At 65.9% G+C, this 24,429-nt stretch carries 27 protein-coding genes; 16 read left to right on the plus strand and 11 right to left on the minus strand.

Annotated elements, in window-relative coordinates:
- Nucleotides 1-118 precede the first annotated feature (118 nt).
- Nucleotides 119-808: a response regulator transcription factor gene (locus J0H39_15865; protein ID MBN9498231.1), complete on the minus strand. Its 690-nt coding sequence runs from the start codon at nucleotides 806-808 to the stop codon at nucleotides 119-121.
- On the minus strand, nucleotides 805-2,211 hold the full coding sequence (locus tag J0H39_15870) for a DUF4118 domain-containing protein (GenBank protein MBN9498232.1): 1,407 nt from the start codon (nucleotides 2,209-2,211) through the stop codon (nucleotides 805-807). The genes J0H39_15865 and J0H39_15870 overlap by 4 nt, the downstream gene beginning before the upstream one ends.
- Nucleotides 2,212-2,352: 141 nt before the next feature.
- Here J0H39_15870 and J0H39_15875 point away from each other — a divergent pair, with 141 nt between their 5' ends.
- The 12 genes from J0H39_15875 (at nucleotide 2,353) to J0H39_15930 (ending at nucleotide 14,665) form a co-directional block, all read left to right on the plus strand.
- Nucleotides 2,353-4,221, plus strand: coding sequence for a potassium transporter Kup (locus J0H39_15875; GenBank protein MBN9498233.1), 1,869 nt, complete (start codon nucleotides 2,353-2,355; stop codon nucleotides 4,219-4,221).
- A gap of 146 nt (nucleotides 4,222-4,367) precedes the next feature.
- Complete coding sequence (gene uvrB / locus J0H39_15880; GenBank protein MBN9498234.1) at nucleotides 4,368-6,494, plus strand: excinuclease ABC subunit UvrB; 2,127 nt, start codon at nucleotides 4,368-4,370, stop codon at nucleotides 6,492-6,494.
- Nucleotides 6,491-7,690, plus strand: coding sequence for an MFS transporter (locus J0H39_15885; GenBank protein MBN9498235.1), 1,200 nt, complete (start codon nucleotides 6,491-6,493; stop codon nucleotides 7,688-7,690). The genes uvrB and J0H39_15885 overlap by 4 nt, the downstream gene beginning before the upstream one ends.
- Nucleotides 7,687-8,442, plus strand: a complete 756-nt coding sequence (locus J0H39_15890) for an SDR family oxidoreductase (protein ID MBN9498236.1) — start codon at nucleotides 7,687-7,689, stop codon at nucleotides 8,440-8,442. The genes J0H39_15885 and J0H39_15890 overlap by 4 nt, the downstream gene beginning before the upstream one ends.
- Nucleotides 8,439-8,798 carry a dihydroneopterin aldolase gene (locus J0H39_15895; protein ID MBN9498237.1) on the plus strand — a complete coding sequence of 120 codons (360 nt, stop codon included), beginning with the start codon at nucleotides 8,439-8,441 and terminating at the stop codon, nucleotides 8,796-8,798. Before J0H39_15890 ends, J0H39_15895 begins: the two co-directional genes overlap by 4 nt.
- Nucleotides 8,799-9,137: 339 nt before the next feature.
- Nucleotides 9,138-11,045: an excinuclease ABC subunit UvrC gene (gene uvrC, locus J0H39_15900; GenBank protein MBN9498238.1), complete on the plus strand. Its 1,908-nt coding sequence runs from the start codon at nucleotides 9,138-9,140 to the stop codon at nucleotides 11,043-11,045.
- A gap of 33 nt (nucleotides 11,046-11,078) precedes the next feature.
- Entirely contained in the window at nucleotides 11,079-11,714 is a 636-nt protein-coding gene (gene pgsA / locus J0H39_15905) for a CDP-diacylglycerol--glycerol-3-phosphate 3-phosphatidyltransferase (GenBank protein ID MBN9498239.1), read from the plus strand.
- Between the two features lie 8 nt (nucleotides 11,715-11,722).
- Nucleotides 11,723-12,220, plus strand: a complete 498-nt coding sequence (gene mobB / locus J0H39_15910) for a molybdopterin-guanine dinucleotide biosynthesis protein B (GenBank protein ID MBN9498240.1) — start codon at nucleotides 11,723-11,725, stop codon at nucleotides 12,218-12,220.
- Entirely contained in the window at nucleotides 12,220-13,476 is a 1,257-nt protein-coding gene (locus tag J0H39_15915; GenBank protein ID MBN9498241.1) for a molybdopterin molybdotransferase MoeA, read from the plus strand. Before mobB ends, J0H39_15915 begins: the two co-directional genes overlap by 1 nt.
- Entirely contained in the window at nucleotides 13,473-13,724 is a 252-nt protein-coding gene (moaD, locus tag J0H39_15920; protein MBN9498242.1) for a molybdopterin converting factor subunit 1, read from the plus strand. The genes J0H39_15915 and moaD overlap by 4 nt, the downstream gene beginning before the upstream one ends.
- Nucleotide 13,725: 1 nt before the next feature.
- Nucleotides 13,726-14,184: a molybdenum cofactor biosynthesis protein MoaE gene (locus J0H39_15925; protein MBN9498243.1), complete on the plus strand. Its 459-nt coding sequence runs from the start codon at nucleotides 13,726-13,728 to the stop codon at nucleotides 14,182-14,184.
- 10 nt (nucleotides 14,185-14,194) lie between these two features.
- On the plus strand, nucleotides 14,195-14,665 hold the full coding sequence (locus J0H39_15930) for a hypothetical protein (GenBank protein MBN9498244.1): 471 nt from the start codon (nucleotides 14,195-14,197) through the stop codon (nucleotides 14,663-14,665).
- Here J0H39_15930 and J0H39_15935 read toward each other — a convergent pair.
- The 3 genes from J0H39_15935 to J0H39_15945 all read right to left on the minus strand — a co-directional run bounded on the left by J0H39_15935 (nucleotide 14,662) and on the right by J0H39_15945 (nucleotide 16,714).
- Nucleotides 14,662-15,456: a MipA/OmpV family protein gene (locus J0H39_15935; GenBank protein MBN9498245.1), complete on the minus strand. Its 795-nt coding sequence runs from the start codon at nucleotides 15,454-15,456 to the stop codon at nucleotides 14,662-14,664. The two genes, J0H39_15930 and J0H39_15935, sit on opposite strands and share 4 nt — an antisense overlap.
- 96 nt (nucleotides 15,457-15,552) lie before the next feature.
- Complete coding sequence (locus tag J0H39_15940) at nucleotides 15,553-15,822, minus strand: hypothetical protein (protein MBN9498246.1); 270 nt, start codon at nucleotides 15,820-15,822, stop codon at nucleotides 15,553-15,555.
- Nucleotides 15,823-15,826: 4 nt separating this feature from the next.
- Nucleotides 15,827-16,714, minus strand: a complete 888-nt coding sequence (locus J0H39_15945) for a branched-chain amino acid aminotransferase (protein ID MBN9498247.1) — start codon at nucleotides 16,712-16,714, stop codon at nucleotides 15,827-15,829.
- Between the two features lie 141 nt (nucleotides 16,715-16,855).
- Between J0H39_15945 and J0H39_15950 the strand changes: the two genes are divergently transcribed.
- Genes J0H39_15950 through J0H39_15965 form a run of 4 tightly spaced genes read left to right on the plus strand, consistent with a single transcriptional unit; the run spans nucleotide 16,856 to nucleotide 20,056 of the window.
- Nucleotides 16,856-17,365, plus strand: a complete 510-nt coding sequence (locus J0H39_15950; protein MBN9498248.1) for a MarR family transcriptional regulator — start codon at nucleotides 16,856-16,858, stop codon at nucleotides 17,363-17,365.
- 36 nt (nucleotides 17,366-17,401) lie between these two features.
- Entirely contained in the window at nucleotides 17,402-18,088 is a 687-nt protein-coding gene (locus tag J0H39_15955) for a response regulator (GenBank protein MBN9498249.1), read from the plus strand.
- Nucleotides 18,088-19,413, plus strand: a complete 1,326-nt coding sequence (locus tag J0H39_15960) for a HAMP domain-containing protein (GenBank protein MBN9498250.1) — start codon at nucleotides 18,088-18,090, stop codon at nucleotides 19,411-19,413. Before J0H39_15955 ends, J0H39_15960 begins: the two co-directional genes overlap by 1 nt.
- A gap of 4 nt (nucleotides 19,414-19,417) precedes the next feature.
- On the plus strand, nucleotides 19,418-20,056 hold the full coding sequence (locus tag J0H39_15965) for a 2OG-Fe(II) oxygenase (protein MBN9498251.1): 639 nt from the start codon (nucleotides 19,418-19,420) through the stop codon (nucleotides 20,054-20,056).
- On the opposite strand, the gene J0H39_15970 is transcribed toward J0H39_15965, so the two are convergent.
- The 6 genes from J0H39_15970 to J0H39_15995 all read right to left on the minus strand — a co-directional run bounded on the left by J0H39_15970 (nucleotide 20,053) and on the right by J0H39_15995 (nucleotide 24,426).
- Nucleotides 20,053-20,394, minus strand: a complete 342-nt coding sequence (locus tag J0H39_15970; GenBank protein ID MBN9498252.1) for a tRNA-binding protein — start codon at nucleotides 20,392-20,394, stop codon at nucleotides 20,053-20,055. The genes J0H39_15965 and J0H39_15970 overlap by 4 nt on opposite strands.
- A gap of 85 nt (nucleotides 20,395-20,479) precedes the next feature.
- Nucleotides 20,480-20,926: a phasin family protein gene (locus J0H39_15975; GenBank protein MBN9498253.1), complete on the minus strand. Its 447-nt coding sequence runs from the start codon at nucleotides 20,924-20,926 to the stop codon at nucleotides 20,480-20,482.
- A gap of 184 nt (nucleotides 20,927-21,110) precedes the next feature.
- Nucleotides 21,111-21,737 (minus strand): hypothetical protein, encoded by a 627-nt coding sequence (locus J0H39_15980; protein ID MBN9498254.1) that lies wholly within the window; start codon nucleotides 21,735-21,737, stop codon nucleotides 21,111-21,113.
- 72 nt (nucleotides 21,738-21,809) lie between these two features.
- Nucleotides 21,810-22,658: a hypothetical protein gene (locus J0H39_15985; GenBank protein MBN9498255.1), complete on the minus strand. Its 849-nt coding sequence runs from the start codon at nucleotides 22,656-22,658 to the stop codon at nucleotides 21,810-21,812.
- On the minus strand, nucleotides 22,655-23,428 hold the full coding sequence (gene pgeF / locus J0H39_15990) for a peptidoglycan editing factor PgeF (GenBank protein MBN9498256.1): 774 nt from the start codon (nucleotides 23,426-23,428) through the stop codon (nucleotides 22,655-22,657). The genes J0H39_15985 and pgeF overlap by 4 nt, the downstream gene beginning before the upstream one ends.
- Before the next feature lie 2 nt (nucleotides 23,429-23,430).
- Nucleotides 23,431-24,426, minus strand: a complete 996-nt coding sequence (locus J0H39_15995) for an SAM-dependent methyltransferase (protein MBN9498257.1) — start codon at nucleotides 24,424-24,426, stop codon at nucleotides 23,431-23,433.
- Between the last annotated feature and the right edge of the window lie 3 nt (nucleotides 24,427-24,429).

Here is a 24,429-nt window from a genome sequence, read left to right on the forward strand (position 1 = left end):
AACCTAGTCCCCTGGGCCGCCCGAGGCAACGCCCAAACGGCGCAAATTGTCCCGGAACAAGGCCTTCCGCCCCGATTTGGAACGTGGCGTGACGCCCGGTCCACAGGCTGGACAGGATTCACGCCGCCATGAAGCGATAGCCGATCCCCGGCTCGGTCACGATCCGCTTGGGCTCGGCCGGGATCGCTTCGATTTTCTGGCGCAACTGGCCGACGAAGACGCGCAAATAGGCGACGTCTTCGACATGCGCCTTGCCCCAAATCCGTTCCAGGATTTGGCGGTGGGTCATCACGCGATCCGCATTCGCCATCAGCAAGGCGAGCAGCTCGAATTCCTTGGGCGTGAGGCGCAGCGTTTCGCCATCGCGCATCGCCTTGTGTGCGGCGAGGTCGAGCGCGATCCCGCCCACTTCCAGCCGTTCCTGCGCCGCGGCGTTGCCCGGGCGTTTGCGTAAACACGCCCGCACGCGCGCGAGCAATTCGCCGATACCGAAAGGCTTGCCGACGAAATCGTCGGCGCCCATGTCGAGCGCTTCGATCTTGCGATCCTCGGTGTCGTTGGCCGACAGCACGATGATCGGCAGATCGGATGTCTGGCGGATCTGGCCGATCACGGTCAGACCGTCGATTCCGGGCAGGCCCAGATCGACGATGGCGAGATCGAAGCCGCCGCTCGCGAACAGCTTCAGCGCCGCCTTGCCGTCCAGCGCCGCCGCGACCGTATAGCCCGACGCGGTCAGCGCATGGCCGAGGAAACGCTGGATCTGCGCTTCGTCGTCGACGACCAGGATATGCGCCTGCGCGTTCATACGGAGGGCATTCTCGCTTGCGGCAGGCGGATCGTCACGCTGGTCGCGGCCCCATCCGCTCCCGGGCTCGCCGCGGACGCATCGCCGCCCAAGGCGCGCGCGATCCCGGCGACGATGGCGAGGCCCAGCCCCGTGCCGTCCGCACCCGTGCCGGGGCTGCGGAAAAACGGTTCGAACACATGGGCGAGATCGCCCGGCACGATGCCAGGGCCGGAATCGTCGACCCGGAAGACCAGACCTTCGCCGTCGCCGCGCACGACGACGCGCACGGCATCGCGCGAAAACTTCGCCGCGTTGTCGATCAAATTGAACACGGCTTGCTCCAGCAATGTCGCATCGGCCTTGACCAGCGGATGCGCCGGATCGGGATTCAAATTTATCGTCCGATCCGGAAACGCGCGACGCGCCCGCGCGACGGCGCCATGCGCCACGTCGTTGGCGTCGATCCAATCGGGGCGCAGATCGAGGCCCGCGCGCAGCCGCGTCATCTGTAAAAGATTGTCGACATGGCGGGCGAGGCGTGCCGCTTCCTCGTCGATCGCGACGGCAAGATCGAAGCGTGCGGCATGCGGCAGCTTTTCGCCCAATTCGCGCAAGGTGGACGCCGCCCCGCGGATCGTCGCCAACGGCGTGCGCAGATCATGCGAAAGCGAGGACAGCAACGCCGCGCGCAGTTTCTCGCGCTCGGCCTCGCCCGCCAGCGCCAAGCGATCGATCGCGGCATCGGCCTGGGCGGCGATCGCGGCGAGCATGGCGCCGCCGGCGGAATCCGCGCGCGCACCCAGCGCGCCGCCGTGGATCGGCACGAAATCGAAGCGGCTGCCCGCCCAGCCGCGCGCCGCCCCTTCTTGCGTTACATGCCGGCGATGGACGCGCTCGGCGGCGGCAAGATCGTCGGCGGTCAATGTCGCCGCATTTTGCACTTCCAAGCGGCCGTCGCGTTCGAGCAGCAGCACCGGATCGGCCCCCGCCGCCGAAAGATGCGCAAGCGCACGCGCGCGTATTCCGGCGGCATCGCGCGCGCGCCCGACTTCCTCGGCGAAAGCGGCGAGTTCGGCCAGCATCGACGCGCGCGACTGGGCGCGATTGGCTTGTTCGCGCGCGCGCCCCGCGAGCAAGCCGGTCGCCGCCCCCGCGATTAGCAACACACCCAAGGCCAGCGCGTCATGCGCGTGATCGACGCGCAGCGTGTAGCGCGGTTCGACGAACAGGAAATTGCACACGACGAAACCGAGCAGCGCCGTTCCGATCCCGGCGCGCAGGCCCAACTGCGCAGCCGCCGCGATGACCGCGACCAGGAACAACATGGGCACGCTCGCCGGCGGCAACGCGTCGTCCGCCGCGAACGCCGCCAGGGCCGCAAGCGCCACGTAAAGGATCGAGTATCCGACGATACGCTTCATCGGGGGATTTCGCCCGGTTGGGGGCCGCGAGTCCATCGTCTTTACGCGTTCCTTATGCGGATGCCCTTGCATCCCCATCGCGGCTTTATGCGCATCGGCGCGAGGGTGAACCCGCCACTTCACCCCAAGGCAGGTTCAACCATGTCCGCGTCCGCTTCCGTTTCACCCAAAACCGGTTTCCTCGCGCTGTCGCTCGGCTCGATCGGCGTCGTCTACGGCGATATCGGCACCTCGCCGATTTACGCGCTGCGCGAAACGCTCGCCGTCGGCGGCCATACGGCGGGGCCGCTGGGTGCGGTCTCGCTCATCTTCTGGGCGCTGAGTTTCATCGTCACGCTGAAATACGTCGTGCTGTTGCTGCGCGCGGACAATGCGGGCGAAGGCGGCACGCTGTCGCTGCTGGCGCTGGCCAAACGCGTGTCGGGCCCGCGCGCGGCCTCGGGGCTCGTGATCCTCGGCGCGCTGGGCGCCGCCTTGTTCTACGGCGACGCGATGATCACGCCGGCGATCTCGGTGCTGTCGGCGATCGAAGGCTTGAATCTGGTGACGCCGGCTTTCGAGCCTTACGTCGTGCCGATCACGCTCGCGATCATCGTGCTGCTATTCGCCGCGCAAAGCCACGGCACGGCGGCCGTAGCGGGCTGGTTCGGCCCGATCACGCTGGTGTGGTTCGCGGTGCTGACGATCGGCGGGATCGTATCCATCGCCGCCGAGCCCGCGATCCTCGCCGCCCTCGATCCGCGCCACGCGGTCGCCTTCGCCAAGGAAGGCCCGATCGTCGCCTTCGCCATTCTGGGGGCCGCGTTCCTGGCAGTGACGGGCGCGGAGGCGCTCTACGCCGATCTGGGCCATTTCGGACGCGGGCCGATCCGCTTCGCGTGGTCGAGCGTCGTGTTCCCGGCCTTGGCGCTGAATTATTTCGGCCAGGGCGCCTTGGTGCTGCGCGACCCGCAAGCCGCCGCGAATCCCTTCTTCCTGATGTATCCCGAATGGGCGCTGATCCCGGTCGTGGCGATCGCCACCGCCGCGACGATCATCGCCAGCCAAGCCGTGATCACCGGCGCCTATTCGATCACGCGCCAGGCGATCCAGCTCAAACTTCTGCCGCGCATGGATGTGCGCCACACGTCGGAATCGCTGGAAGGCCAGATCTACATGCCGCTGGTGAACGGGCTGCTGCTCGCCGGCGTGATCGCGCTGGTCCTCGCCTTCCGCTCGTCCTCGGGGCTTGCCGCCGCCTACGGAATCGCGGTGACCGGCACGATGATCGTGACGGTACTGCTCGCCTTCGTCGTGGCGCGCGGGCTGTGGCGCTGGCCGCTTTGGGCCGCCGCCGCGGTGTTCCTGCCTTTCCTCGCGGTCGACGCGATTTTCCTGGGGGCCAATATGACCAAGGTTCTGGAAGGCGGTTTCGTGCCGCTGCTGGTCGCCGTTGCGCTGGTCGCGATCATGCGCACCTGGATGCGCGGCACGGCGGTGCTCGCCGCGAAGGACAAGGAAGCCTCGCTGCCGCTCGACACGCTGATGCGTTCGATGCGCGAGCGCCCGCCGCTGACCGCGCCGGGCACGGCCGTCTATTTGACCGGCAACCCCGACGCCGCTCCGGTCGCGCTGCTGCACACGCTGAAGCATTTCAAATCGCTGCATGCGCGCGTGGTGATCTTGACCGTGGCGACTGCGTCGATTCCGCGCGTCGCGCCCGCCGATCGCGCGAAGGTCAAAATCCTCGACGACCGTTTCGCTTCGGTCACGCTGAATTTCGGCTTCATGGAGGCGCCCGACGTACCCAAGGCGCTGGCCGAACTTTCGGGCCACGGAATCGATTTCGACGTGATGACGACCTCGTTCGTGCTGTCGCGCCGCGCACTGACCGCCGCCGAGCGCGGGTCCCTGCCGGGCTGGCAGCGCAAGATTTTCATGTTCCTGTCGCGCAACGCCGTCGGCGCCACCGATTATTTCCGCATTCCGGCGGGGCGCGTGGTCGAAATCGGCGCGCAGGTCAGCTTGTAGAAAACGACACGTTGACCGGCGCGGCCCGGGGGTTACATTCCCCGGGCCCCATGCCGTCTATGAAAATGCCGATCCAGAAAATCTCCGCCCCGCCGCCCGACTACACGATCAACCCCGCCCCGCCGCTCGCGGGCGAAACGGGCGGGATGGGCACGCGGCTGGAAGTCGTATCCGATTTCAAGCCGGCGGGCGATCAGCCGCAAGCGATCGGGCAGATCACCGACGGCTTGCTGAAGGGCGATCGCGATCAGGTTCTGCTGGGCGTCACCGGCTCCGGCAAGACCTTCACGATGGCGCATGTCATCCAGAATTTGCAGCGCCCGGCGCTGATCCTGGCGCCGAACAAGACGCTGGCCGCGCAGTTATACGGGGAGTTCAAAAGCTTCTTCCCCAACAACGCGGTCGAATATTTCGTCAGCTATTACGACTATTACCAGCCAGAAGCCTATGTGCCGCGCACCGACACGTATATCGAGAAGGAAAGCTCGATCAACGAGCAGATCGACCGCATGCGCCATTCGGCAACGCGCGCTTTGCTCGAACGGCCCGATACGATCGTGGTAGCGTCGGTGTCGTGCATCTACGGTATCGGCTCGGTCGAAACCTATTCGTCGATGACGCTGACGATCAAGCAGGGTCAGCGCCTGGACCGCAACGACCTGCTGCGCGAATTGGTGAAGCTGCACTACAAGCGCAACGAAGCCGCCTTCGCGCGCGGCACGTTCCGCGCGCGCGGCGACGGCGTGGAGATTTTCCCCGCCCACTACGAGGATCGCGCCTGGCGCGTGTCGCTGTTCGGCGACGAGATCGAGGCGATCTGGGAATTCGATCCGCTGACGGGCGAGAAGAAGGCGGAGCTGAAGGAAGCCAAGCTCTACGCCAATTCGCACTACGTGACGCCGCAGCCCACACTCGATCAGGCGATCAGCCAGATCAAGATCGACCTCAAAGACCGCCTCGCCGAACTCAACAAAGCGGGCAAGCTGCTGGAAGCGCAGCGCATCGAACAGCGCACGACGTTCGATATCGAGATGATGGCCGCGACGGGCTCGTGTGCGGGCATCGAAAACTATTCGCGGTACCTCACGGGCCGCAAACCCGGCGAGCCGCCGCCCACGCTGTTCGAGTATCTGCCCAAGAACGCGCTGCTGTTCGTCGATGAAAGCCATGTGATGGTGCCGCAGATCGGCGGCATGTTCAAAGGCGACTACATGCGCAAATCGACGCTGGCGGAATTCGGCTTCCGGCTGCCGTCCTGCATCGACAATCGCCCCCTCAAATTCGAGGAATGGGATGCGATGCGCCCGCAATCGCTGTTCGTGTCGGCGACACCGGGCAATTGGGAATTGGAGCGCACCGGCGGCGTGTTCGTCGAACAGGTCATCCGCCCGACCGGGCTGATCGACCCGACTTGCGAGATCCGCCCGACCGAACGCCAGGTCGACGATCTGCTGGGCGAGTTGCGCGAAGTGGCGCGCAAAGGCATGCGCGCCCTCGTCACCACGCTGACCAAGCGTATGGCCGAGGATCTGACCGAATATCTGCACGAGAACGGCGTGCGCGTACGCTATCTGCATTCCGACGTCGAAACGCTGGAGCGCATCGAGATCATCCGCGACCTGCGCCTGGGTGCCTTCGACGTGCTGGTCGGCATCAACCTGCTGCGCGAAGGCCTCGACATTCCCGAATGCGCGCTGGTGGCCATTCTGGACGCCGACAAGGAAGGCTATCTGCGTTCGCGGACATCTTTGATTCAAACAATTGGCCGCGCGGCGCGCAATGTCGACGGGCGCGTGTTGCTCTACGCCGACAAGATGACCGATTCGCTGAAGGCGGCGTTGGCCGAAACCGAGCGCCGCCGCGCGAAGCAAGTCGCCTACAACGAAGCCAACGGCATCACGCCCGAAAGCATCCGCAAGAAGATCGGCGACGTGCTCGCCTCGGTCTACGAGCGCGACCGCGTGACGGTCGATACCGGCGACGACGGTGTGGCGCATCTCGTCGGCAATAATCTGCGCGCCCATATCAGCGACCTGGAAGCGCGCATGCGCGAAGCCGCCGCCGATCTGGAATTCGAAGAAGCCGCGCGCCTGCGCGACGAGATCAAGCGTCTCGAATCCTTCGAACTGGAACTGCCGTCGGGCGTTTCGGAAGCCGCGCAAGCGTCCTATAAGGCCGGGCCGGGCGCGCCCAAGCCGCGTTCCACCGCCGGGGCCGTCAATTCGCGCAAAGGCCGCGCGCGCCGCCCGCAACGGGGCGGTGCGCGGAAGTGAACGGCATCGTCGCGATCGTCGCGGTCACCTTCGCCATTCAAGCCGCGGTGTCGGGTGCGGGCTTGTCCGGCCCCGTGATCGCGCCCTTGGCGACCGACGCGCTGGGCCTGCCGCCCGCTTTCGTCGGCATCTACGTCGCCTATGTCTACGCGCTGTCCGCGATCGTGACGGCGACGTCGGGCGCTTGGCTGCAGCGTTTCGGCGCGATGGGAACGAGTCAGCTTTGCCTGGTGTTTTCGGCACTGTCGCTGTTCGCGATCGCCATCGGCACGGTCTGGGGCTTCGTGCTGGCGGGAATCTTCGCGGCGTTGGGCTACGGGCCGACGACGCCGGCCTCGTCGGTGATCCTGTCGCGCACCGGCGCGGACCGGTATCGCAATCTGATTTTCTCGATCAAGCAAACCGGCGTGCCCGCCGGCAATATGCTGGCGGCGGCGGCGTTGCCGTCGCTCGCTTTGGCACTGGGCTGGCGCGAAGCCTGCGCCGTCGCGGGCGCCTTGGTGCTGGCGATGGCGCTGGCCGTGGCGCCCTTGCGCCGGAAGATGGACGAAGGCGCGTTGATCGCGCGCGCCCCGTCGTTGCGCGCGGCGTTGATCCAGCCGATGCGCACATTGCTGACCGATCGCGATCTGCGCCGCCTGTCGATCCTGTCGGTCGCCTATGGCGGGCTGCAAGGCGTGATGTCGACCTTCACCATCGTGTTCCTGATCGAAGCCGCGGCTCTCGATATCGTCACCGCCGGTTTCGTGCTGGCCGTGGCGCTGACGATGGGGGCGGTCGGACGCATCGTCTGGGGTATCGTCGCCGATCGCACCGGCAAACCGGCGCAGGTGATCGGCTGGCTTGGCATCGCGATGGGCGTGTTCGGCGTGATCATCGCGTTCGGCGCGGGGCATCTGCCGCTTCCCGTCTTGACGCTGTTCGCCGCGTGTTTCGGCGGCACGGCGATGGCTTGGAACGGCGTGTTCCTGGGCGAGGTCGCGCGTCTGGTGGGTCCCGCCCGCGCGGGCGAGATCGTGGGGGCGAGCGGCTTGTTCACCTTCGGCGGCGTGGCGATCCTGCCCTCCGCCTTCACCGGGATCGTGCTGGCGACGGGCAGTTACGCGAGCGCCTACGCGCTGGCGACGATCCCCGCGATCCTGATCGGCGTTTGGCAGTTGCGCGCATCGCTGCCAGCGGCTAATTCCGGCGCATGATTTCCCCCGCCATCCCCCGGACCGCCCTCGTCACCGGTGCGGCCAAGCGCCTGGGCGCCGTTTTCGCGCGTACGCTGGCGCAAGACGGCTTCAAGGTCGCGATCCATTATTCGACCAGCCGCACGGAAGCCGAAGCGTTGGCGCGCGAAATCGGCGGCGTGGCGCTGCAAGCCGACCTCGCCAAGGAATCCGACGTTCAGAATCTCGCAAACGCGGCGCAGGAAGTGCTCGGGCCGCTGGGCGTCGTGGTCAACAACGCCTCGCTGTTCGAACGCGACGAGATCGGCGACGCGACGCGCGCCAGCTGGGACGCGCATCTCGAAGCGAATTTGCGCGCGCCCTTCGTGCTGATCCAGGAACTCGCGCGGCGCTTACCGGCGAACGCGGAAGGTGTCGCGATCAATCTGCTGGATCAGCGCGTGTGGAATCTCACCCCGCATTTCGTCAGCTATACGCTGTCGAAGGCCGGGCTGTGGACGCTGACGCAAACTTTGGCGCTGGCGCTGGCCCCGCGCGTGCGCGTCGCCGCGATCGGCCCGGGCCCGACCTTGCCCAGCCCGCGCCAAAGCCAGACGCAGTTCGACGCCCAAGTCGCCTCCGTGCCGCTGAAGCGCGGCGCCACGCTCGACGAAATGGCGGCGGGGTTGCGCTTCATTCTGGCGAGCCCGTCCTTCACCGGCCAGATGCTGGCGCTGGATGGCGGCCAGCATTTGAATTGGAGCCCGGCGGGCAAAGCGGGTCTCGACGAATGAGCACGCGTCTGCTGCTGATCCGCGATCTGGTGCTGCAAGCGAATATCGGGGTGTTCCGTCGCGAGAAGACCGGCAATCGCCAGCGCGTGCGGATCAATATCGAGCTCGCCGTCGTCGATCACCCGATCGCCGACGATAAAATCGGCGAAGTCGTGCGCTACGATTTCCTGATCGACCACATCCGCGCCTTCGTCGATGCCGGGCATATCAATCTGGTGGAGACGCTGGCCGAGCGCGTGGCGCAAATTTGCCTGACGCCGGCCGATGCGCGCGACGTCCGCGTGCGGGTCGAAAAGCTGGATATCGTTCCCGATGCGGCGGCCGTTGGCGTGGAAATCCAACGAAAACGCGGATAATCCGGCCCTCTTTCAGTTGTGCACACGGGGCGGCGACTGTCACAAAAACGGCGGAAAACCGCCAATTCTGAATCAAAGGTTACCATTCGCTGACATAAATTGAGACGGGTATTCAGGAATTTCAACAGCTTAGAAATTACTGCCTAAAAACGTAGCAAGTCGTTGAGAGCCGTTGAGAACGGCCGATTCGACGGGTTCCGGGCGGCATTCTCCACAAACTTATCCACAGGTTCCGTGGATAGCGAAAGCACCGCAAATTCGCTGCTTCAGGAACGTGCAGCGCTGCGGCCCATCGGCCACAGCTTGAACCAAGCGGCTGAGAAGGCTAACGCAAACGCCATGCGCGAGACCGACGCCGACGACATCGTCTTCGACGAGCCGCCCGCCGCCGCCGCCCAAGGGGCGACGGTGCTGCGCGACGCGTTGACGACGATGCCCGGCACGCCGGGCGTCTATCGCATGCTCGACGCCAAGGGCGACGCGCTTTACGTCGGCAAGGCGCGCAATCTCAAACGCCGCGTCTCGCAATATCTGCAGTTCCACCGCATGCCGCACCGTCTGCTGCGCATGGTGGCGGAGACGCGCAAGATGGAGATCGTCTCGACCCATACCGAGGTCGAGGCGTTGCTGCTGGAAAGCAACCTCATCAAGCGCCTGAAGCCGCGCTTCAACGTGCTGCTGCGCGACGACAAGTCGTTTCCCTATATCGCGCTGATCGAGGATCACGATTTTCCGCAAGTGACCAAGCATCGCGGCAGCCGCGATCGCAAGGGCAGCTATTACGGCCCCTTCGCCTCGGCCGGGTCGGTCAATCAGACGCTGACGGCGATGCAGCGCGCGTTTCTATTGCGCAGCTGCAACGATTCGATCTTCACCACGCGCACGCGGCCGTGCCTGCTTTATCAGATCAAGCGCTGCTCGGCACCCTGCGTGGGCCGCATCAGCAAAGCGGATTACGCGACGCTGATCGGCGAAGCCAAAGCGTTTCTCGACGGGCGCAGCCGCGACGCGCAGGAAAAGATCGCCGCGAAAATGCAGGCGGCCAGCGACGCGATGGATTTCGAAACGGCCGCGATGTATCGCGACCGCATCCGCGCGCTGACCGCCGTGCAGGCGCGCCAGGACATCAATGTCGACGATCTGGGCGATTGCGACGTGATCGCGTTGGCGTCGGAAGGCGGCCAGACCTGCTTGCAGGTGTTCTTCTTCCGCGGCGGGCGCAATTACGGCAACCGCGCCTATTTCCCGCGCCACGACAAATCGCAGGACGAGGCCGATATCGTCCAGGCGTTCCTGGGCCAGTTCTACGACGACAAGCCGCCCCCGCCCTTGCTGGCGTTGAGCCACGAACCGCCCGAGCGCGAATTGATCGAAGAAGCGCTGACCGCCAAAGCCGGGCGGCGCGTGCGCATTCTGGTGCCCGAGCGCGGGACCAAACGCAAACCCGTGGAACATGCGCTGGCCAACGCACGCGAGGCCTTGGCGCGGCGCATGGCGGAGACGGGTGCCCAAGCCAAACTGCTGGCCGGTGTGGCCGAAGTCTTCGGCCTGGACGCGCCGCCCAAGCGCATCGAGGTCTACGACAACTCCCATATCCAGGGCGCGCATGCGATCGGCGGCATGGTCGTCGCGGGACCCGAAGGCTTCATCAAGAACCAGTACCGGAAATTCAACATCAAGGGCGACGGCAAGTCGGACGTCGCGGCCGGCGGCGACGATTTCGCGATGATGCGCGAAGTGTTCGAACGGCGCTTCGGCCGCGCGTTGCGCGAAGATCCCGATCGCAGCGGCGGCACGTGGCCCGATCTGGTGCTGATCGACGGCGGCGAAGGCCAGTTGAACGCCGCGATCGGCGTGCTGACCGAACTCGGCATCGACGACCTGAATCTGGTCGGCGTGGCGAAGGGGCCGGACCGCAACGCGGGCCGCGAGCGGTTTTTCGTGCCGGGCCGCGCGCCCTTCCAACTCGAACCGCGCGACCCCGTTCTTTACTATCTGCAACGCTTGCGTGACGAAGTGCATCGTTTCGCCATCGGCAGCCATCGCACGCGCCGGGCGGGGGCGATTCAACGCTCCGCCCTCGACGACATCCCGGGGATCGGGCCGCGCCGCAAAAAAGCCCTTTTGCTGCATTTCGGTTCGTCCGCGGCGGTCAAACGCGCCGGTTTGGCCGATCTCGCCGCCGTACCGGGTGTGGGGCCCGACGCCGCCAAAAAAATCTATGACCACTTCCATAGCGGCGGGTAAACTCCCGGCGCCTTAACGCCCGGGACACGCACGATGTATTACTCGCTGCCGATGTGGCTGACCTTCTCGCGGATCGCCGCGATTCCGGTCATTGCGGCGTTGTTCTGGGTCGATGGCGACGAATGGCGCTATGTCGCCTGCGCGATCTACGGCATCGCCGCTGCCACCGATTGGCTCGACGGCTATCTCGCCCGTGTCTGGGCGCAGCAATCGAAGCTCGGCCGGATGCTCGACCCGATCGCCGACAAGCTGCTGGTCGCGGCCGTAATCCTGCTGCTGGTCGCCTTCGGCCGGATGAGCCACATCACCGTGGTCGCCGCGCTGATCATCCTGCTGCGCGAAGTGCTCGTCTCGGGCTTGCGCGAATTCCTGGCCGAGTTGCGCGTGGGCTTGCCGGTCTCGGCGCTGGCCAAATGGAAGACCACCGCGCAGATGGTGGCGCTGGGCTTCCTGATCGTGTCGGACGCGGAGGCGACCGCGTTCATCCCGTCGCAGGCGATCGGCGAAGTGCTGTTGTGGATCGCGGCGGCCCTCACGCTCTATACCGGCTACGATTATTTGCGCATCGGCCTGAAACACGCCGACGACACGCCCGTTCCCCAACAGGATACGAAGCCTGAGCCGGGACCCGAATCCGGTCCGGACGTCGCCCGGCGCCGTTCGGCGTGAGGGCGCCGATGCGCGTGTTCGGCCTAGCGGGCTGGAGCGGTGCAGGCAAAACGACGCTGCTGTCGAAGCTGATCCCGGCGCTGACCGCGCAGGGCTTGCGCGTCTCCACCCTTAAACACGCGCATCACGCATTCGACCTCGACACGCCGGGCAAGGATTCCTGGGTGCATCGCCAATCCGGCGCCACCGAAGTCGCGATCGTGTCGGCCAATCGCTACGCGATCCTGCACGAATTGCGGGGTGCCGCCGAACCGACGATCGAGGAATTGCTGCCGCGCTTGGCGCCGGTCGATCTGCTGCTGATCGAAGGCTTCAAGCGCCACAAGCACGACAAGCTGGAAATCCATCGCCCGGCTTTGGGCAAGGCGCTGCTGGCGCCCGACGATCCCGATATCGTCGCGGTCGCGTCGGACGCGAAGATCGCGGGCCTTGGCGTGCCGCTGCTCGATTTGAACGACATCGCCGCGATCGCCGCCTTCGTGCGGCAACGCACGGGGCTGGGCTGATGGGCCGCCTCGCCGACGATTGTTTCGCGTCGGGCGGCGACGTTTTGCGCGCCGACGAAGCGCTGCGCATCCTGTCGGCGCGCCTCAAACCCATCGCTTCGGTCGTGACATTGCCGTTACGGCAATTGCGCGGCCGCGTGCTCGCCGAGGATATCGTGTCGCCGCGCAACGTGCCGCCGCACGACAATGCCGCCGTCGACGGCTACGCCGTTTATTTCGACGACCTGTCGGCGGACGGCGAAACGCGATTGAAGATCGGCCCGCGCATCGCCGCCGGGCATCCGCATAGCGGCGAAGTTCCGCACGGGATCGCCGCGCGCATCTTCACCGGGGCCGCGATGCCGCAAGGCCCCGACACGGTGTTCATGCAGGAAGACGTGCGCGTCGAGGGCGATGTCGCGATCTTCCCGCCGGGTCAGAAGCGTTTCGCCAATCGCCGCCAAGCCGGCGAGGACATCCACACGGGCAAGACGATCCTGCACGCCGGGCATCGTTTGCGCGCCGCCGATATCGGCTTGATCGCGTCGGTCGGCCTGACGCAAGCGAAGGTGTTCGCGAAGTTGAGGATCGCCGTGTTCTCGACCGGCGACGAATTGCGCGAACCCGGCACCGCGACGCCGCCGGGATCGGTTTACGATTCCAACCGCTATGCGCTGATGGCGCTGCTGGAACAGGCGGGTGCGATCGTCTCCGATCTCGGCATTCTGCCCGACAACGCGGCGGCCTTGCGCGACGCGCTGGCCAGTGCCGCCGGCGATCACGACGCGATCGTCACCTCGGGCGGCATGTCGACGGGCGAGGAAGATCATGTGCGCGCCGCCGTCACGGCCAATGGCGCGCTGGATTTCTGGCGCCTCGCCATCCGTCCCGGCCGCCCGGTGGCGCTGGGCAATGTGAAGGGCACGGCCTTTATCGGCCTGCCCGGCAATCCGGTCGCGATGATCGTGACCTATCTGCGCTTCGCCCGCCCGGTGCTGTCGCGCTTGGGGGGTGCGGCCGATGCGGCCCCGTTGCGCTTCAAGCTGGCCTGCGAAACGGCGATCAAGAAAAAGCCCGGACGGCGCGAATGGGTGCGCGCGTCGGTTACATACGCCGCCGATGGTTCGCCGATTTTGCGCCCCTTCCCGCTCGACGGGGCGGGTATATTGACCTCGCTGGTCGAAAGCGACGGGTTGATCGAACTCGCCGAAGACACCGCCGACGTCGCCCCCGGCACGCGCGTCGAATTCCTGCCCTTCTCGGAGCTGCTGGCATGAAGGTCTTGTGGTTCGCTTGGTTGCGCACGCGCGTCGGCACGGGCGAGGAAACCATCGCCTTGCCCGATGGCGTGACCGACGTGGGCGGCTTACTCGATTTCCTCGCCCAGCGTTCGCCGGGCCATGCCGAAGCGCTGAAGAACCGCAACGTCGTGCGCGTCGCGGTCAACCAGACCTATGTGAAGCCGGATCACGCGGTCACCGACGGCGACGAGATCGCGATTTTCCCGCCGGTCACGGGGGGCTGACATGGCCGTACGCGTCCAACGCGAGGATTTCGATATCGGCGCCGAGCTCGCGGCGTTGACGCGCGACCGGCACGATATCGGTGCGGTCACCAGCTTCGTCGGGCTGGTGCGCGATATCGCGGGCGATTCCAAAATCGGCGCGATGACGCTGGAGCATTATCCCGGCATGACGGAGAAGGAGCTTGCGCGCGTCGAGGCCGAGGCGCATGCGCGCTGGCAACTTTCCGCGACGTTGATCGTGCATCGCTATGGCCGCTTGGAACCGGGCGACCGGATCGTGTTGTGCGCCGCCGCCTCGCCCCATCGCGAACAAGCGTTCGAGGCGTGCCATTTCCTGATCGATTGGCTGAAGACTAGCGCGCCGTTCTGGAAGCTGGAAGACACCGACAAAGGCCCGCAATGGGTCGATGCGAAGACAACCGACGACGCGGCCGCCGCGCGTTGGAACAAATCCCAATAGGAGTCCGCCAATGCCCGCCGGAGTCTCGTTCGCGCCGCGCACGCTGCTGATCGGTTTCGCCGCCGCGTATCTGTCGGTGCTGACCTTCCATCAGGGCACGATCCTGGTTCTGCACCTGCTGGGCTTCGCGCCGAATTTTCCGTGGAGTACCCGCCCGGTGCCGGCCTTCGGCCTGCCGGCGATCGTCCAGCTCGCGTTCTGGGGCGGGTTGTGGGGCTGCTTGATCGCGGCGTTTCGCGGCATGTTCAAGCCGGGCCGCCCGCGCTTGATCTACGGCTTCCTGTTCGGCGCGATCATCTGCAACATCGTCGGTTGGTATGTCGTCGCGCCGATGAAGGGCAATCCGTCGCCCGCGTTCGGCCTTGCCACGATGTGGCGCGGGCTGACGATCAACGGCGTGTTCGGCCTGGGAACGATCGTGTTCCTCGACCTCGCCGACATCTATCTCGGCAAGCGCGCGCGCGTGTCCAGCGACGCTTAGAACAAGCGATAGCTGATCCCGAGCCCGACGCGGAATTGGTTGGGCGTGCCGCGATCCTTGACCAGCGGCGAGTCCGCCGCGTCGCCGATCAAGCGCTTGTAGCCGCCGAAGCCGGTTAGCGCCCAATTGCCGCCGAGCGGGTGCATCGCGTTGGCGGACAGGCCGACATCCTTGAAGCCCGACGACGGCGAATAAGCGCGCATCCCCGACGCGGTCGCTTGTGCGGCCGTCACGCCGAAATAGCTTTGCATGTAATCGGAATCGGCCCAGGTCGCGCTGGGCCCGAAGCCGAACATCGTGCGGCCGATCGGCGGCAAGCGATAGCGCAGGCCCAGATCGATCGTGCCGCCGAGTTCCGAATGCGACACGTTGCGCCGCCCCGCGACGCGCAAGCCCAGCGGCCCGAAATCGTAGCTGGCGAAAGCGCCGAGATCGACGCCGTCCTTCACGTCGCCCATGCCGCGCAGATCGTCGTCGTCGCCTTCATCGCGCGAGAAGCGATAATTGACGAACGGCCCCGCCCGGAAGGCGCCGCGCCCGCCCGGATCGCGCAACGTGACGACATTGGCGCCCAGGCCGCGCTCCGCGCTCAAAAACACCGTGTCGCGCCATTCGATATCGACCAGCGGCAAGGCGCGCGCCTTGTAGCTGTTCGAACCTTCGTAGGACGGCGTGGCGAAGCCGATGGCGCCGAGATTGACGCGCCAATCGCCGCGCGTTTCGGCCGGCGCCTGCGCGAGCGCGGGCATGGCGGCGGCGGCGAAAATTACGGCGGCGAACAGACGGCGCATGGAGGGCAACCTCGATCGGGAACGACAAGCGGGATATGGCGCCGGGACGTGCACCTTCAAGGCGCAATCGGCGAATCCGCCACGAATCACAAATCGTTACGCCGATGGCGAATCCCGCAGTTCCGCCACGCGGATCGCGGCTTCGTCCGGGGCCATTCCTTCGGCAACCAATTCGGCTTTGAGATAAGCGCGCGCCGAATTGGCGATCTCGCGCTTTCGCTCGATCTCGGCCAGCGTGCCGGAATCGAGGCCGAAAACCCGCCACAGCGGATCGAGCACCCGCCCCCCTTTTGCGGCGGGAGCGGTCGCCGCCGTCAGCGCCGCGACGCGCGCTTCGTAACGCGCGCGCAGCGCTTCCGGCGTCATCTTATCAAGCGATCGGCACGTCGATTTCGCCGCGCGTCGCCCGGCCGAAATCGTCCATCAGCGCGCTGGTGATCGCACCCGGCGTGAATTTGTATTCGCCGATTTCCGACACCGGCGTGATCTCCGCTGCCGTGCCGGTCAGGAACACTTCCTGGGCACGGGCGAGTTCGTCCGGCCAAATCGCGCGTTCGACGACCTGGATCTGACGGTTCTTGGCGAGGCCGATCACCGTGCGGCGCGTGATGCCGTCGAGGAAGCAATCGGGCTTGGGCGTGTGCAGCACGCCGTCGATGGCGAGGAACACGTTCGCGCCCGTCGCTTCCGCGACCTGGCCGCGCCAATCGAGCATCAGCGCGTCGGCATAGCCGGCCGATTCCGCTTCGTGCTTCGAGATCGTGCAGATCATATAAAGCCCGGCGGCCTTCGACTTGGTCGGCGCGGTGTTGGGGGCGGGGCGCGAATACTTCGCCCAGGTCAGGCGAATGCCCTTGTCCTTGTCGGCGAAGTAATTGCCCCAGGCCCAGGTCGCGATGGCGAGATGGATCTTCGATTGCTGGGCGGACACGCCCATCATCTCCGACCCGCGCCAGGCGATCGGGCGGACATAGCAATCCGGCGCGCCGTTCGCGGCGACGACTTCGTTGGTCGCGGCGTCGATCTCGTCGACCGTATAGGGAATCTCGAAGCCCAGGATGCGGCCGGAATCGATCAAGCGCTGCGAATGCTCGCGCAGCTTGAAGACCTTGCCGCCATAGGCGCGCTCGCCCTCGAACACCGCCGAGCCGTAGTGAATGGCGTGGGTGAGGACGTGGAACTTGGCGTCGCGCCACGGAATCATTTTGCCGTCGTACCAGATCCAGCCGTCGCGATCGTCGAAGGGCACGAGTGCCATGGGTCACTCCCGATATTGGTAACTTCGTTGCGTTTCGCCCTTATGTTACGCAATGGAGCGTATATTCAGGCTTGCGCTAAGAAACACTCTTGCGTCATATATGTCAACATCACTGTCGTATCTTTTTCATGCCGAGTGGTCATGCCTGAATTGCGTCCCGGAATGCAGCACCTGTTTCTGCGCGACGAGGATCTCCGTCTCGGGATCGAGTTGCTGTTCTACGCCTATCGCGATTTCACCGGCGAGCCGGACCGGATGCTGGCGCAGATCGGGCTGGGCCGGGCGCATCACCGCGTCGTCTATTTCGTCGGACGCTATCCCGGGATCAGCGTAGGCGAATTGCTGGCGATTTTGCGCATCACCAAGCAAAGCCTGTCGCGCGTGCTGGGGGAATTGGTGCGCGAAGGCTATATCGCGCAGAAGCAGGGCCCGGTCGATCGCCGCCAGCGCCGCCTGGAATTGACCGAAAAGGGCGCGGAGCTGGAGCGCCGCCTGACCGAAAACCAGCGCAAACGCATTGCCACCGCCTATCGCGCCGCCGGGGCCGGGGCGGTCGATGGGTTCCGCCGGGTCATGCAGAACCTGATCGACGAGCGCGACCGCGCCAAAGTCGCGGATATCGACACCACGAAGCCGCCCAAGCGGCCATGACCGCGACACCGGAAGCGTAGTATCCTCGATTCGCAAATGAGCGAAGGCGCCCATCTCCTCGTCGTCGACGACGACACGCGAACCCGCGAACTGCTGCGGCGGTTCTTGGCCGATCGCGGCTATCGCGTGGCCACGGCCGCCGACGCGAAGGAAGCGCAGGCGCAGCTCGACGCCGTGGAATTCGACTTGGTCGTGCTCGACGTGATGATGCCCGGCGAAGACGGGATGAGCTTCACCAAGCGCCTGCGCGACGCCAAACGCCAAACGCCGATCGTGTTGCTGACCGCACGCGCGGAATCGGCCGATCGCATCGCGGGGCTGTCGATCGGCGCCGACGATTATCTGCCCAAACCGTTCGAGCCGGAGGAGCTGCTGCTGCGCGTGCGCAACGTGCTGCGCCGCGCCCCGCCGCCCGGCCCGCCCGCCCCCAAAAGCGTGACCTTCGGCCCGTTCAAATTCGACCTGACGCGCGACGAACTGACGCGCGGCGGCGAGGTCGTGCGTTTGACCACCGCCGAAATCTCGCTGCTGGAAGTGCTCGCCGCGTCGCCCAACGTGCCGGTGGCGCGCGAGGAATTGCTGCGCCGCTCGCGCCTGACCGGCGGGGCGCGCGCGGTCGATGTGACCGTCACGCGCCTGCGCCCGAAAATCGAAGACGATCCGCGCAACCCGCGCCATCTGCAAACCGTGCGCGGGGCCGGCTACGTATTGAGGGCCGAATAATGGGGCCGCTGAGCCAAGCCATCCGCCAATTCCTGCCGCGCACGCTTTACGCGCGCACGCTGATCATCATCGTGGCGCCGCTGATCCTGGTGCAGATCGTCGCGGGTTTCGTGTTCTACGAACGCGTCTGGCAGACCGTGTCGCGCCGCCTGTCCAACGCCGTGGCGGGCGAGGTCGCGACCGTCGTCCAGGCGATGGGCCGCTATCCGGGCGATGCCGACCGGCGCTGGTTGTTCGAGACGATGCATCTGGCCACCGGATCGGTCTACACCTGGAAGCCCGGCGCGATCCTGGAACGCAAAGGCCCGGTCGATCCCGAAACGATCCTCGAGGATTATCTCGTACGCGCGTTGGACGAGCGCGTGCGCCGGCCCTATTGGCTCGACGCGTGGGGCGATCCCGCCGACGTGCATATCGAAGTGCAGCTGGCGGGGGGCGTGCTGGTGCTGGAAACCACGCGCCAGCGCGTGTTCACCACCAATGTCTATGTCTTCCTGCTGTTCATGAGCGGAAGCTCGCTGATCCTGATCGCGATCGCGTCGATTTTCATGCGCAATCAGGTGCGCCCGATCAAGCGCCTGGCCGAAGCGGCTGAGGCTTTCGGCAAGGGCCGCGAGGACGCCGATTTCCGCCCGCATGGCGCGGCCGAAGTGCGCCAAGCCGCCGCCGCGTTCATGACGATGCGCGAGCGTATCCGCCGCCATATCGCGCAGCGCACCGAAATGCTCGCGGGCATCAGCCACGATCTGCGCACGCCGCTCACGCGCATGAAGCTGGAACTCGCCATGCTGGGCGACCATCCGTCGGGGCCGGGTTTGAAATCCGACGTCGACGACATGGCGCGCATGGTCGAATCCTATCTCGCCTTCGTGCGCGGCGAAGGCGAGGAGAAGATCGAGGCGATCGACATCGAGCCGACTTTGCGCGAGATCGTCGAAAGCCATCGCCGGGCGGGCAATGCGGTCGCCTATGAAAGCCCGGGCGCGCTGCCTTGCGCCGGCCGGCCGCACGCGCTCAAACGCAGCCTCAACAACATGATCGCCAACGCCGCGCGCCACGCGGCACAGGTGCGCGTGACCGCCGAACGGCGCGAAACCGATATAGAAATCGTCATCGACGACGACGGCCCCGGCATTCCCGCCGAATCGCGCGAGGACGTGTTCAAACCCTTCTTCCGCCTGGACCCGTCGCGCAACGCGGAAACGGGCGGCGTGGGTCTCGGCCTCACCATCGCGCGCGACGTGGTGCGCGGCCATGGCGGCGATATCCGCCTGGAAGAATCGCCGATGGGCGGCTTGCGCGCCCGTATCCGAATCCCAGTTTAAGACCATGACGCCCGAACAGATTTTCGACTTCGCCAAGCTCGACGCCACGCCGAAGAACGCCGTGCCGTTCGATCATGCGCTCGTCCCCGCTTTCGTGAACGCGGACGCCCTCGACGCGATCAACGCGGATTGGCCGGCGATCGGCAAGCCCGGCTCGTTCCCGCTGTCGGAAGTCGGCCCGCTCAAACCCGCGGTGAAGGATTTCGTCGCCGCCCTTGAATCCGACGCGTTCCGCGCGGCGATCGAAACCAAGTTCGGCCTGAACCTGAAGCCGCATCCCACGATCATCACCTTCCGCGACCGCTGCCGCGCGCGCGACGGCAAGATCCATACGGATTCGAAGGACAAGGTCGTGACGGTGCTGGTCTATATGAACAAGCGCACCGGCGGTTGGCAGGACAAGGGCGGCAAGCTGCGTTTGCTGCGCGGGCCCGAAACGCTGGAGAACTTCACGGCGGAGATCGAGCCGGTGGATGGCAACATGCTCGCCTTCCGCTGCACGCGCGACGCCTGGCACGGCCACGAAAGCTACGAAGGCCCGCGCCATGTGATGCAAATGAACTGGCTGGTCGACGACGCGGCCTTGCGCAAGAACACGACGCGGCACCGCGTCTCGGCGTTCTTCAAGAAGCTGTTCGGTTAGAAAAGCTTCCCGCCATTCGGCACCGAAAGCGACGGGCCGATCAGCACGACCGCGCCGTTGGCGTCGGGGAAGCCGAGCGTCAAAACCTCGCTCATGAACGGGCCGATTTGGCGCGGCGGAAAATTCACCACCGCCGCGACCTGACGGCCGACCAGCGCGTCGGGCGCGTAATGCACGGTGATCTGCGCCGAGGATTTCTTGACGCCGAGTTCGGGCCCGAAATCGATTTTCAACTTGATCGCGGGCTTGCGCGCTTCGGGGAACGGGACCGCTTCGATGATCGTGCCCACCCGAATATCGACGCGCTCGAAATCTTCGTACTTGATCGTGTCGCCCATCGCCTCGCTCCAACGAAAAACCCCGGCCGCGCGAAAGCGACCGGGGTTCATTCGTTAGCCTGCCGGGCGCTTGCGCGCCAGGGGCTTACTTCTTCTTCGCGATCAGCGACTTGATCTCGTCCAGGCTTTCCAGCACGCGCTTCTGGACGACGTCCAAAGCTTCGTACTGCGACTTGGCGAGCAGTTCGCTCATTTCGCGGGTGTTCGAAATCGCGCGCTGGAAGGCGTCCTTCATCAGGTCGGCCTGCTTGGCGGCCTTTTCTTCCGGCGAGCCGGCGGCCATCACTTCGCGCGCGGCGACCGAGGCTTCCTCGAGCACCGAGCGGAAGATTTCCGACTGGCGGCGCGCGACGGCCTGGAAGCTTTCGACGGCGAGCTGATTGGCCTGGGCCAAGGCTTCCATATTCTTGCGCTGGGCGGCGACGAGGCCTTCCATATCCAGCGGCGCGAATTTGAAGTCGCCCATCTGCTTGGGCATCTCGAACATCTTGGCGAGGTCGAATTCACCGAACGGCATCTTGGTTCCCTTCATGCTGATTCCTCCTACCCCAGGCAGCTGCACGCTGCGGTTCGAGCCGGCCTGGAGCACACCCGATTACGGGCACAACGGAGGCAAACCCGTTTCTGTCGCGGCGGCGGAAAACCGCTGCAATGGGCGAATTCTGTCCGGCGGAATACCGAAAGTCAAGTGAAATTGTGCGCCGCAAAAAGACAATTCAGCTTTTGGCTTGTTCCGTCCGGCGCTTCAGAAATGCCGAAAAACTCGATGCTAAAGCTTCGAGGCGGCCGAGCGATTTATCGAGGGCCGCCATCGTTTTTGCTGCATCTGCGCTGTCATCGTCCAGCCAGATACGCAGGGTCGCAAGATAGGCGGCGGCTAGCGCGTTGATCTTCAACGGTGCGAGCGGCGTGGTGGTCCGCACCCCGGCCGCCTCGGCCGCCCAGCGCATCGACCGCAACAAAGACGGCAGCGCGCACAGCGCCGCGACCGGCGCGCGCGGCAAATCGGCCAGGATGTTTTTCACCGCCGCCTTGTGGGGGGCGAGCGCGTCGAAACGCCGCATCAGGATTTCGAAGAGTTTGTCCTTCACCGAGCCGTCGGCGTCGATTTTGGCGGCGAGCATCGCGCTGTCGATCCGCCGCGCGAAGGCCGCCATCAAGGCGGGCTTCGATGGGGCCGCGCGCAGCATGTCGGCCAGCGACAGCCCGGCTTCTTCGGCGATTTCGGGCAGCGCGATCTCCGACCATTTGCGCGTTTCGGCCAAACGCAGCGCGGCATCCAGCGCCGCGTCTTCGGGCGTCGCAGGCGGTGCGGCGTCGATCTTCTTGCGCTTGGCGGCCATGGCGATCTCCGTCCGGGGGAACGCCAATTAGGTAGGCGCCCGCGCGGCGATGTCAAACCCGTAGCTTTACGCTTATTTCGGCGCGACGCGATTGCGCTCGACGATTTCGCGGATCGCCTCGGCCGAAGCGGCGGCGATCTGGAACGAAATCTCGGCCCATTGGCGTTCGATCATGCGCAGCGGCAAGGGGTTGGCCATGTCGACGCGGCCGAGTTCGTCCGCCCCGTTCGCCACGCGCCAGACGACCGCGAGGCGCCGCGTCTCCTGCCCTTGCACCGGTGCGACGGGCGTTTGCGTCACCTGCCCCGTCACGTCCAGCGCCGCGATGCGCTTGTCGTCGGTCACCTTCACGCCAGCGCGGTCGAGGTGATAGGCCAAGGCCTGCGCCAGCGCCAAGCCGCCCTGGCCGGGCGCACCTTCCGGTGTTGCGATGCGCACCGGCAGCAACTCGCGCTGCGCCAGCGTTTCGGGCTTGATCGCCTGCACGATGGCGGTCGCCACGCGTTTGGCGATGCCCATCCAATCGGCGGGCGCATCGCCGCCGCGCGGGCGCGCATCGGTCAGCGTATCGTCGGTCAACAATTTGCCGTCGGCATCGACGAGATGGGTTTCGACCGAAACGCCCGCCCCCGGTCTGTCGGCGACGAAAAGATCGAGGATCAAGCTTTGCCGATTGCCGAGCCGCGTATTGGCGGGAATGTCGTTGGCGCGCAACGCCTCCGCCACCGCATCGGCGAGGGCCCGGCCTTGCGCATCGGGCAGGCCCGCCGCCGGCGGCACGACGATGCCGCCCTGATCGGGAAGGCGCAGCAGCGGATTGCTGGTCGCATCCTTCTCGTCCTGCCGGAATGGGCGCGGGATCGGCCCGCAGGCGGCGAGCAGAACGGCGAAGCCCAGCAGCAAGGCGAGAACGCGCTTCATTTTTCGAGCGCGATCGCCGACAGGCCGCGGCCGTAATCCTTCTCCCCGCGCAGGCACGCGCGGCGATAGGAGAAGAAGCGATCCGCCTCGCCGCAGGTGTCGTTCGGCACGGCCTGGATTTCGCCGATACCCACGCGGCGCAAACGCGCGCCGACATAGCCGCGCAGATCGAACATGTGATGGCCGTCTTTGCGCGAGGGTGCAAAGAAGCGCGCGTTGGCCTCGTCCTCCGCAATGAACGGGGCCGGGAATTCGGGGCCGACTTCGTAGGAGCGTTGCGCGATGCACGGGCCAATACCCGCGACGATACGCGCCGGATCGGCGCCGAGTTTCGCCATCGCCTCGACGGTCGCGTCGAGCACGCCGCCGATCGCCCCCTTCCAGCCCGAATGCGCCGCGCCGATCACCTTGGCGTGGCGGTCGCAGAACAGCACCGGCACGCAATCGGCCGACAAGACGCCCAGCGCCACGCCGGGTGTGCGCGTCACCAGCGCATCGGCCTGCGGACGCGCGCCTTCCGGCAAGGGTGCATCGAGTTCGACGACCTTACTTCCATGGACTTGGTAGAGCGTCGTCAACGCGGTTTCCGGCAAATCGATCGCCGCCATCGCGCGTTTGCGGTTTTCGCGCACGGCATCGGGGGTATCGCCCGAGCCAAGGCCGCAATTGAGCGAGGTGTAGAGCCCTTCGCTGACGCCGCCCTCGCGCGTGAAAAACGCGTGACGCACGCCTTCGATGTCGTTGAACGCGCCGATCGTGATCGGGGCCATTGTCAGTGTCCGTCCATCGGTATCGGCGGCGCCGAACCCTTCGGCAGTAGCAGCAGAACGCGGAAGAGCGTGCCCATTTCCGTGGGCTCGATCAAGCGCCGCAGCGCCGTTTCGATATTCGTCCGCGCGGCCGGGTTGGCCGCACTCAACGACGCCGCGCGCGCATGCGCCCCGACGCGGCGCAGGAAATCGCCCTGCCCCACAGCGCCATGGGCCGCACAACCGCCTCGTTCCGCCGCGCGTGCCAACGCGGTGAAATCGACATGGGCGGTGAGGTCCGTCTCGCCCGGCCGGTCGAACACATCGACCTTCTTATGGTCGCGCACGGCTTGAATCGTGTCGCCCCAGCCGGACACGGGCGATCCGTAGTCGACGATCAGCGCCGCCCCGCCCTGCTTGGCGATGCGCGACCCGATCGCGTGCGCGATCTTTTCGCCGGCCGGACAGGTCTCGACGATCGAACCATCGGGCACGTCGTGTGCGACGGGCGGCGGGACTTCGGCGCCATCGGCGAATTGGAAATCCGGCGTCACGATCCGTTCGACCCATGTGGCACCGACGCGGCGGAACTGGCGCACCGGCAGCGCATCGAAGAATTCGTTGGCGAGCAACAGCACCGGCTTGTCGGGCAAGGCGGCGATATCGTCGTGCCACGCGGGCGCATACGCGGCGAGCTTGGCCGCTTGGGCCGCGCGGAAACTCTCGTTGATCTCGACCAGATGCACGGGCGGGCGCGTCTTGGTCGCCTTGGCGAAAGCGCGCGCGGCGTCGTGCATCAGCGTGCCGCGCCCCGGCCCCAACTCCGCGAGGATCGCCTTCGGGTCGGCGCCCTGATCGAGCCAGATTTGCGCGAGAACGAGGCTCAGCATCTCGCCGAAGATCTGCGAGATCTCGGGGGCCGTCGTGAAATCGCCCTGCGCGCCGACGCGCAAGCCCCGCCGGTAATAACCGTGTTCGGGATCGGCGAGGCAGGCTTCCATCCAATCATGCACCGTCATCGG

It is taken from the genome of Alphaproteobacteria bacterium (assembly GCA_017308135.1).
Taxonomy (GTDB): domain Bacteria; phylum Pseudomonadota; class Alphaproteobacteria; order CACIAM-22H2; family CACIAM-22H2; genus Tagaea.

What these genes read in the sequence shown, in the direction of transcription:
- J0H39_15865 (MBN9498231.1), bottom strand. Translation starts at nt 808, where the DNA reads ATGAACGCGCAGGCGCATATCCTGGTCGTCGACGACGAAGCGCAGATC.
- J0H39_15870 (MBN9498232.1), bottom strand. Translation starts at nt 2,211, where the DNA reads ATGAAGCGTATCGTCGGATACTCGATCCTTTACGTGGCGCTTGCGGCC.
- J0H39_15875 (MBN9498233.1), top strand. Translation starts at nt 2,353, where the DNA reads ATGTCCGCGTCCGCTTCCGTTTCACCCAAAACCGGTTTCCTCGCGCTG.
- uvrB (MBN9498234.1), top strand. Translation starts at nt 4,368, where the DNA reads ATGGGCACGCGGCTGGAAGTCGTATCCGATTTCAAGCCGGCGGGCGAT.
- J0H39_15890 (MBN9498236.1), top strand. Translation starts at nt 7,687, where the DNA reads ATGATTTCCCCCGCCATCCCCCGGACCGCCCTCGTCACCGGTGCGGCC.
- J0H39_15895 (MBN9498237.1), top strand. Translation starts at nt 8,439, where the DNA reads ATGAGCACGCGTCTGCTGCTGATCCGCGATCTGGTGCTGCAAGCGAAT.
- uvrC (MBN9498238.1), top strand. Translation starts at nt 9,138, where the DNA reads ATGCGCGAGACCGACGCCGACGACATCGTCTTCGACGAGCCGCCCGCC.
- pgsA (MBN9498239.1), top strand. Translation starts at nt 11,079, where the DNA reads ATGTATTACTCGCTGCCGATGTGGCTGACCTTCTCGCGGATCGCCGCG.
- mobB (MBN9498240.1), top strand. Translation starts at nt 11,723, where the DNA reads ATGCGCGTGTTCGGCCTAGCGGGCTGGAGCGGTGCAGGCAAAACGACG.
- J0H39_15915 (MBN9498241.1), top strand. Translation starts at nt 12,220, where the DNA reads ATGGGCCGCCTCGCCGACGATTGTTTCGCGTCGGGCGGCGACGTTTTG.
- moaD (MBN9498242.1), top strand. Translation starts at nt 13,473, where the DNA reads ATGAAGGTCTTGTGGTTCGCTTGGTTGCGCACGCGCGTCGGCACGGGC.
- J0H39_15925 (MBN9498243.1), top strand. Translation starts at nt 13,726, where the DNA reads ATGGCCGTACGCGTCCAACGCGAGGATTTCGATATCGGCGCCGAGCTC.
- J0H39_15930 (MBN9498244.1), top strand. Translation starts at nt 14,195, where the DNA reads ATGCCCGCCGGAGTCTCGTTCGCGCCGCGCACGCTGCTGATCGGTTTC.
- J0H39_15935 (MBN9498245.1), bottom strand. Translation starts at nt 15,456, where the DNA reads ATGCGCCGTCTGTTCGCCGCCGTAATTTTCGCCGCCGCCGCCATGCCC.
- J0H39_15940 (MBN9498246.1), bottom strand. Translation starts at nt 15,822, where the DNA reads ATGACGCCGGAAGCGCTGCGCGCGCGTTACGAAGCGCGCGTCGCGGCG.
- J0H39_15945 (MBN9498247.1), bottom strand. Translation starts at nt 16,714, where the DNA reads ATGGCACTCGTGCCCTTCGACGATCGCGACGGCTGGATCTGGTACGAC.
- J0H39_15950 (MBN9498248.1), top strand. Translation starts at nt 16,856, where the DNA reads ATGCCTGAATTGCGTCCCGGAATGCAGCACCTGTTTCTGCGCGACGAG.
- J0H39_15955 (MBN9498249.1), top strand. Translation starts at nt 17,402, where the DNA reads ATGAGCGAAGGCGCCCATCTCCTCGTCGTCGACGACGACACGCGAACC.
- J0H39_15960 (MBN9498250.1), top strand. Translation starts at nt 18,088, where the DNA reads ATGGGGCCGCTGAGCCAAGCCATCCGCCAATTCCTGCCGCGCACGCTT.
- J0H39_15965 (MBN9498251.1), top strand. Translation starts at nt 19,418, where the DNA reads ATGACGCCCGAACAGATTTTCGACTTCGCCAAGCTCGACGCCACGCCG.
- J0H39_15970 (MBN9498252.1), bottom strand. Translation starts at nt 20,394, where the DNA reads ATGGGCGACACGATCAAGTACGAAGATTTCGAGCGCGTCGATATTCGG.
- J0H39_15975 (MBN9498253.1), bottom strand. Translation starts at nt 20,926, where the DNA reads ATGAAGGGAACCAAGATGCCGTTCGGTGAATTCGACCTCGCCAAGATG.
- J0H39_15980 (MBN9498254.1), bottom strand. Translation starts at nt 21,737, where the DNA reads ATGGCCGCCAAGCGCAAGAAGATCGACGCCGCACCGCCTGCGACGCCC.
- J0H39_15985 (MBN9498255.1), bottom strand. Translation starts at nt 22,658, where the DNA reads ATGAAGCGCGTTCTCGCCTTGCTGCTGGGCTTCGCCGTTCTGCTCGCC.
- pgeF (MBN9498256.1), bottom strand. Translation starts at nt 23,428, where the DNA reads ATGGCCCCGATCACGATCGGCGCGTTCAACGACATCGAAGGCGTGCGT.
- J0H39_15995 (MBN9498257.1), bottom strand. Translation starts at nt 24,426, where the DNA reads ATGACGGTGCATGATTGGATGGAAGCCTGCCTCGCCGATCCCGAACAC.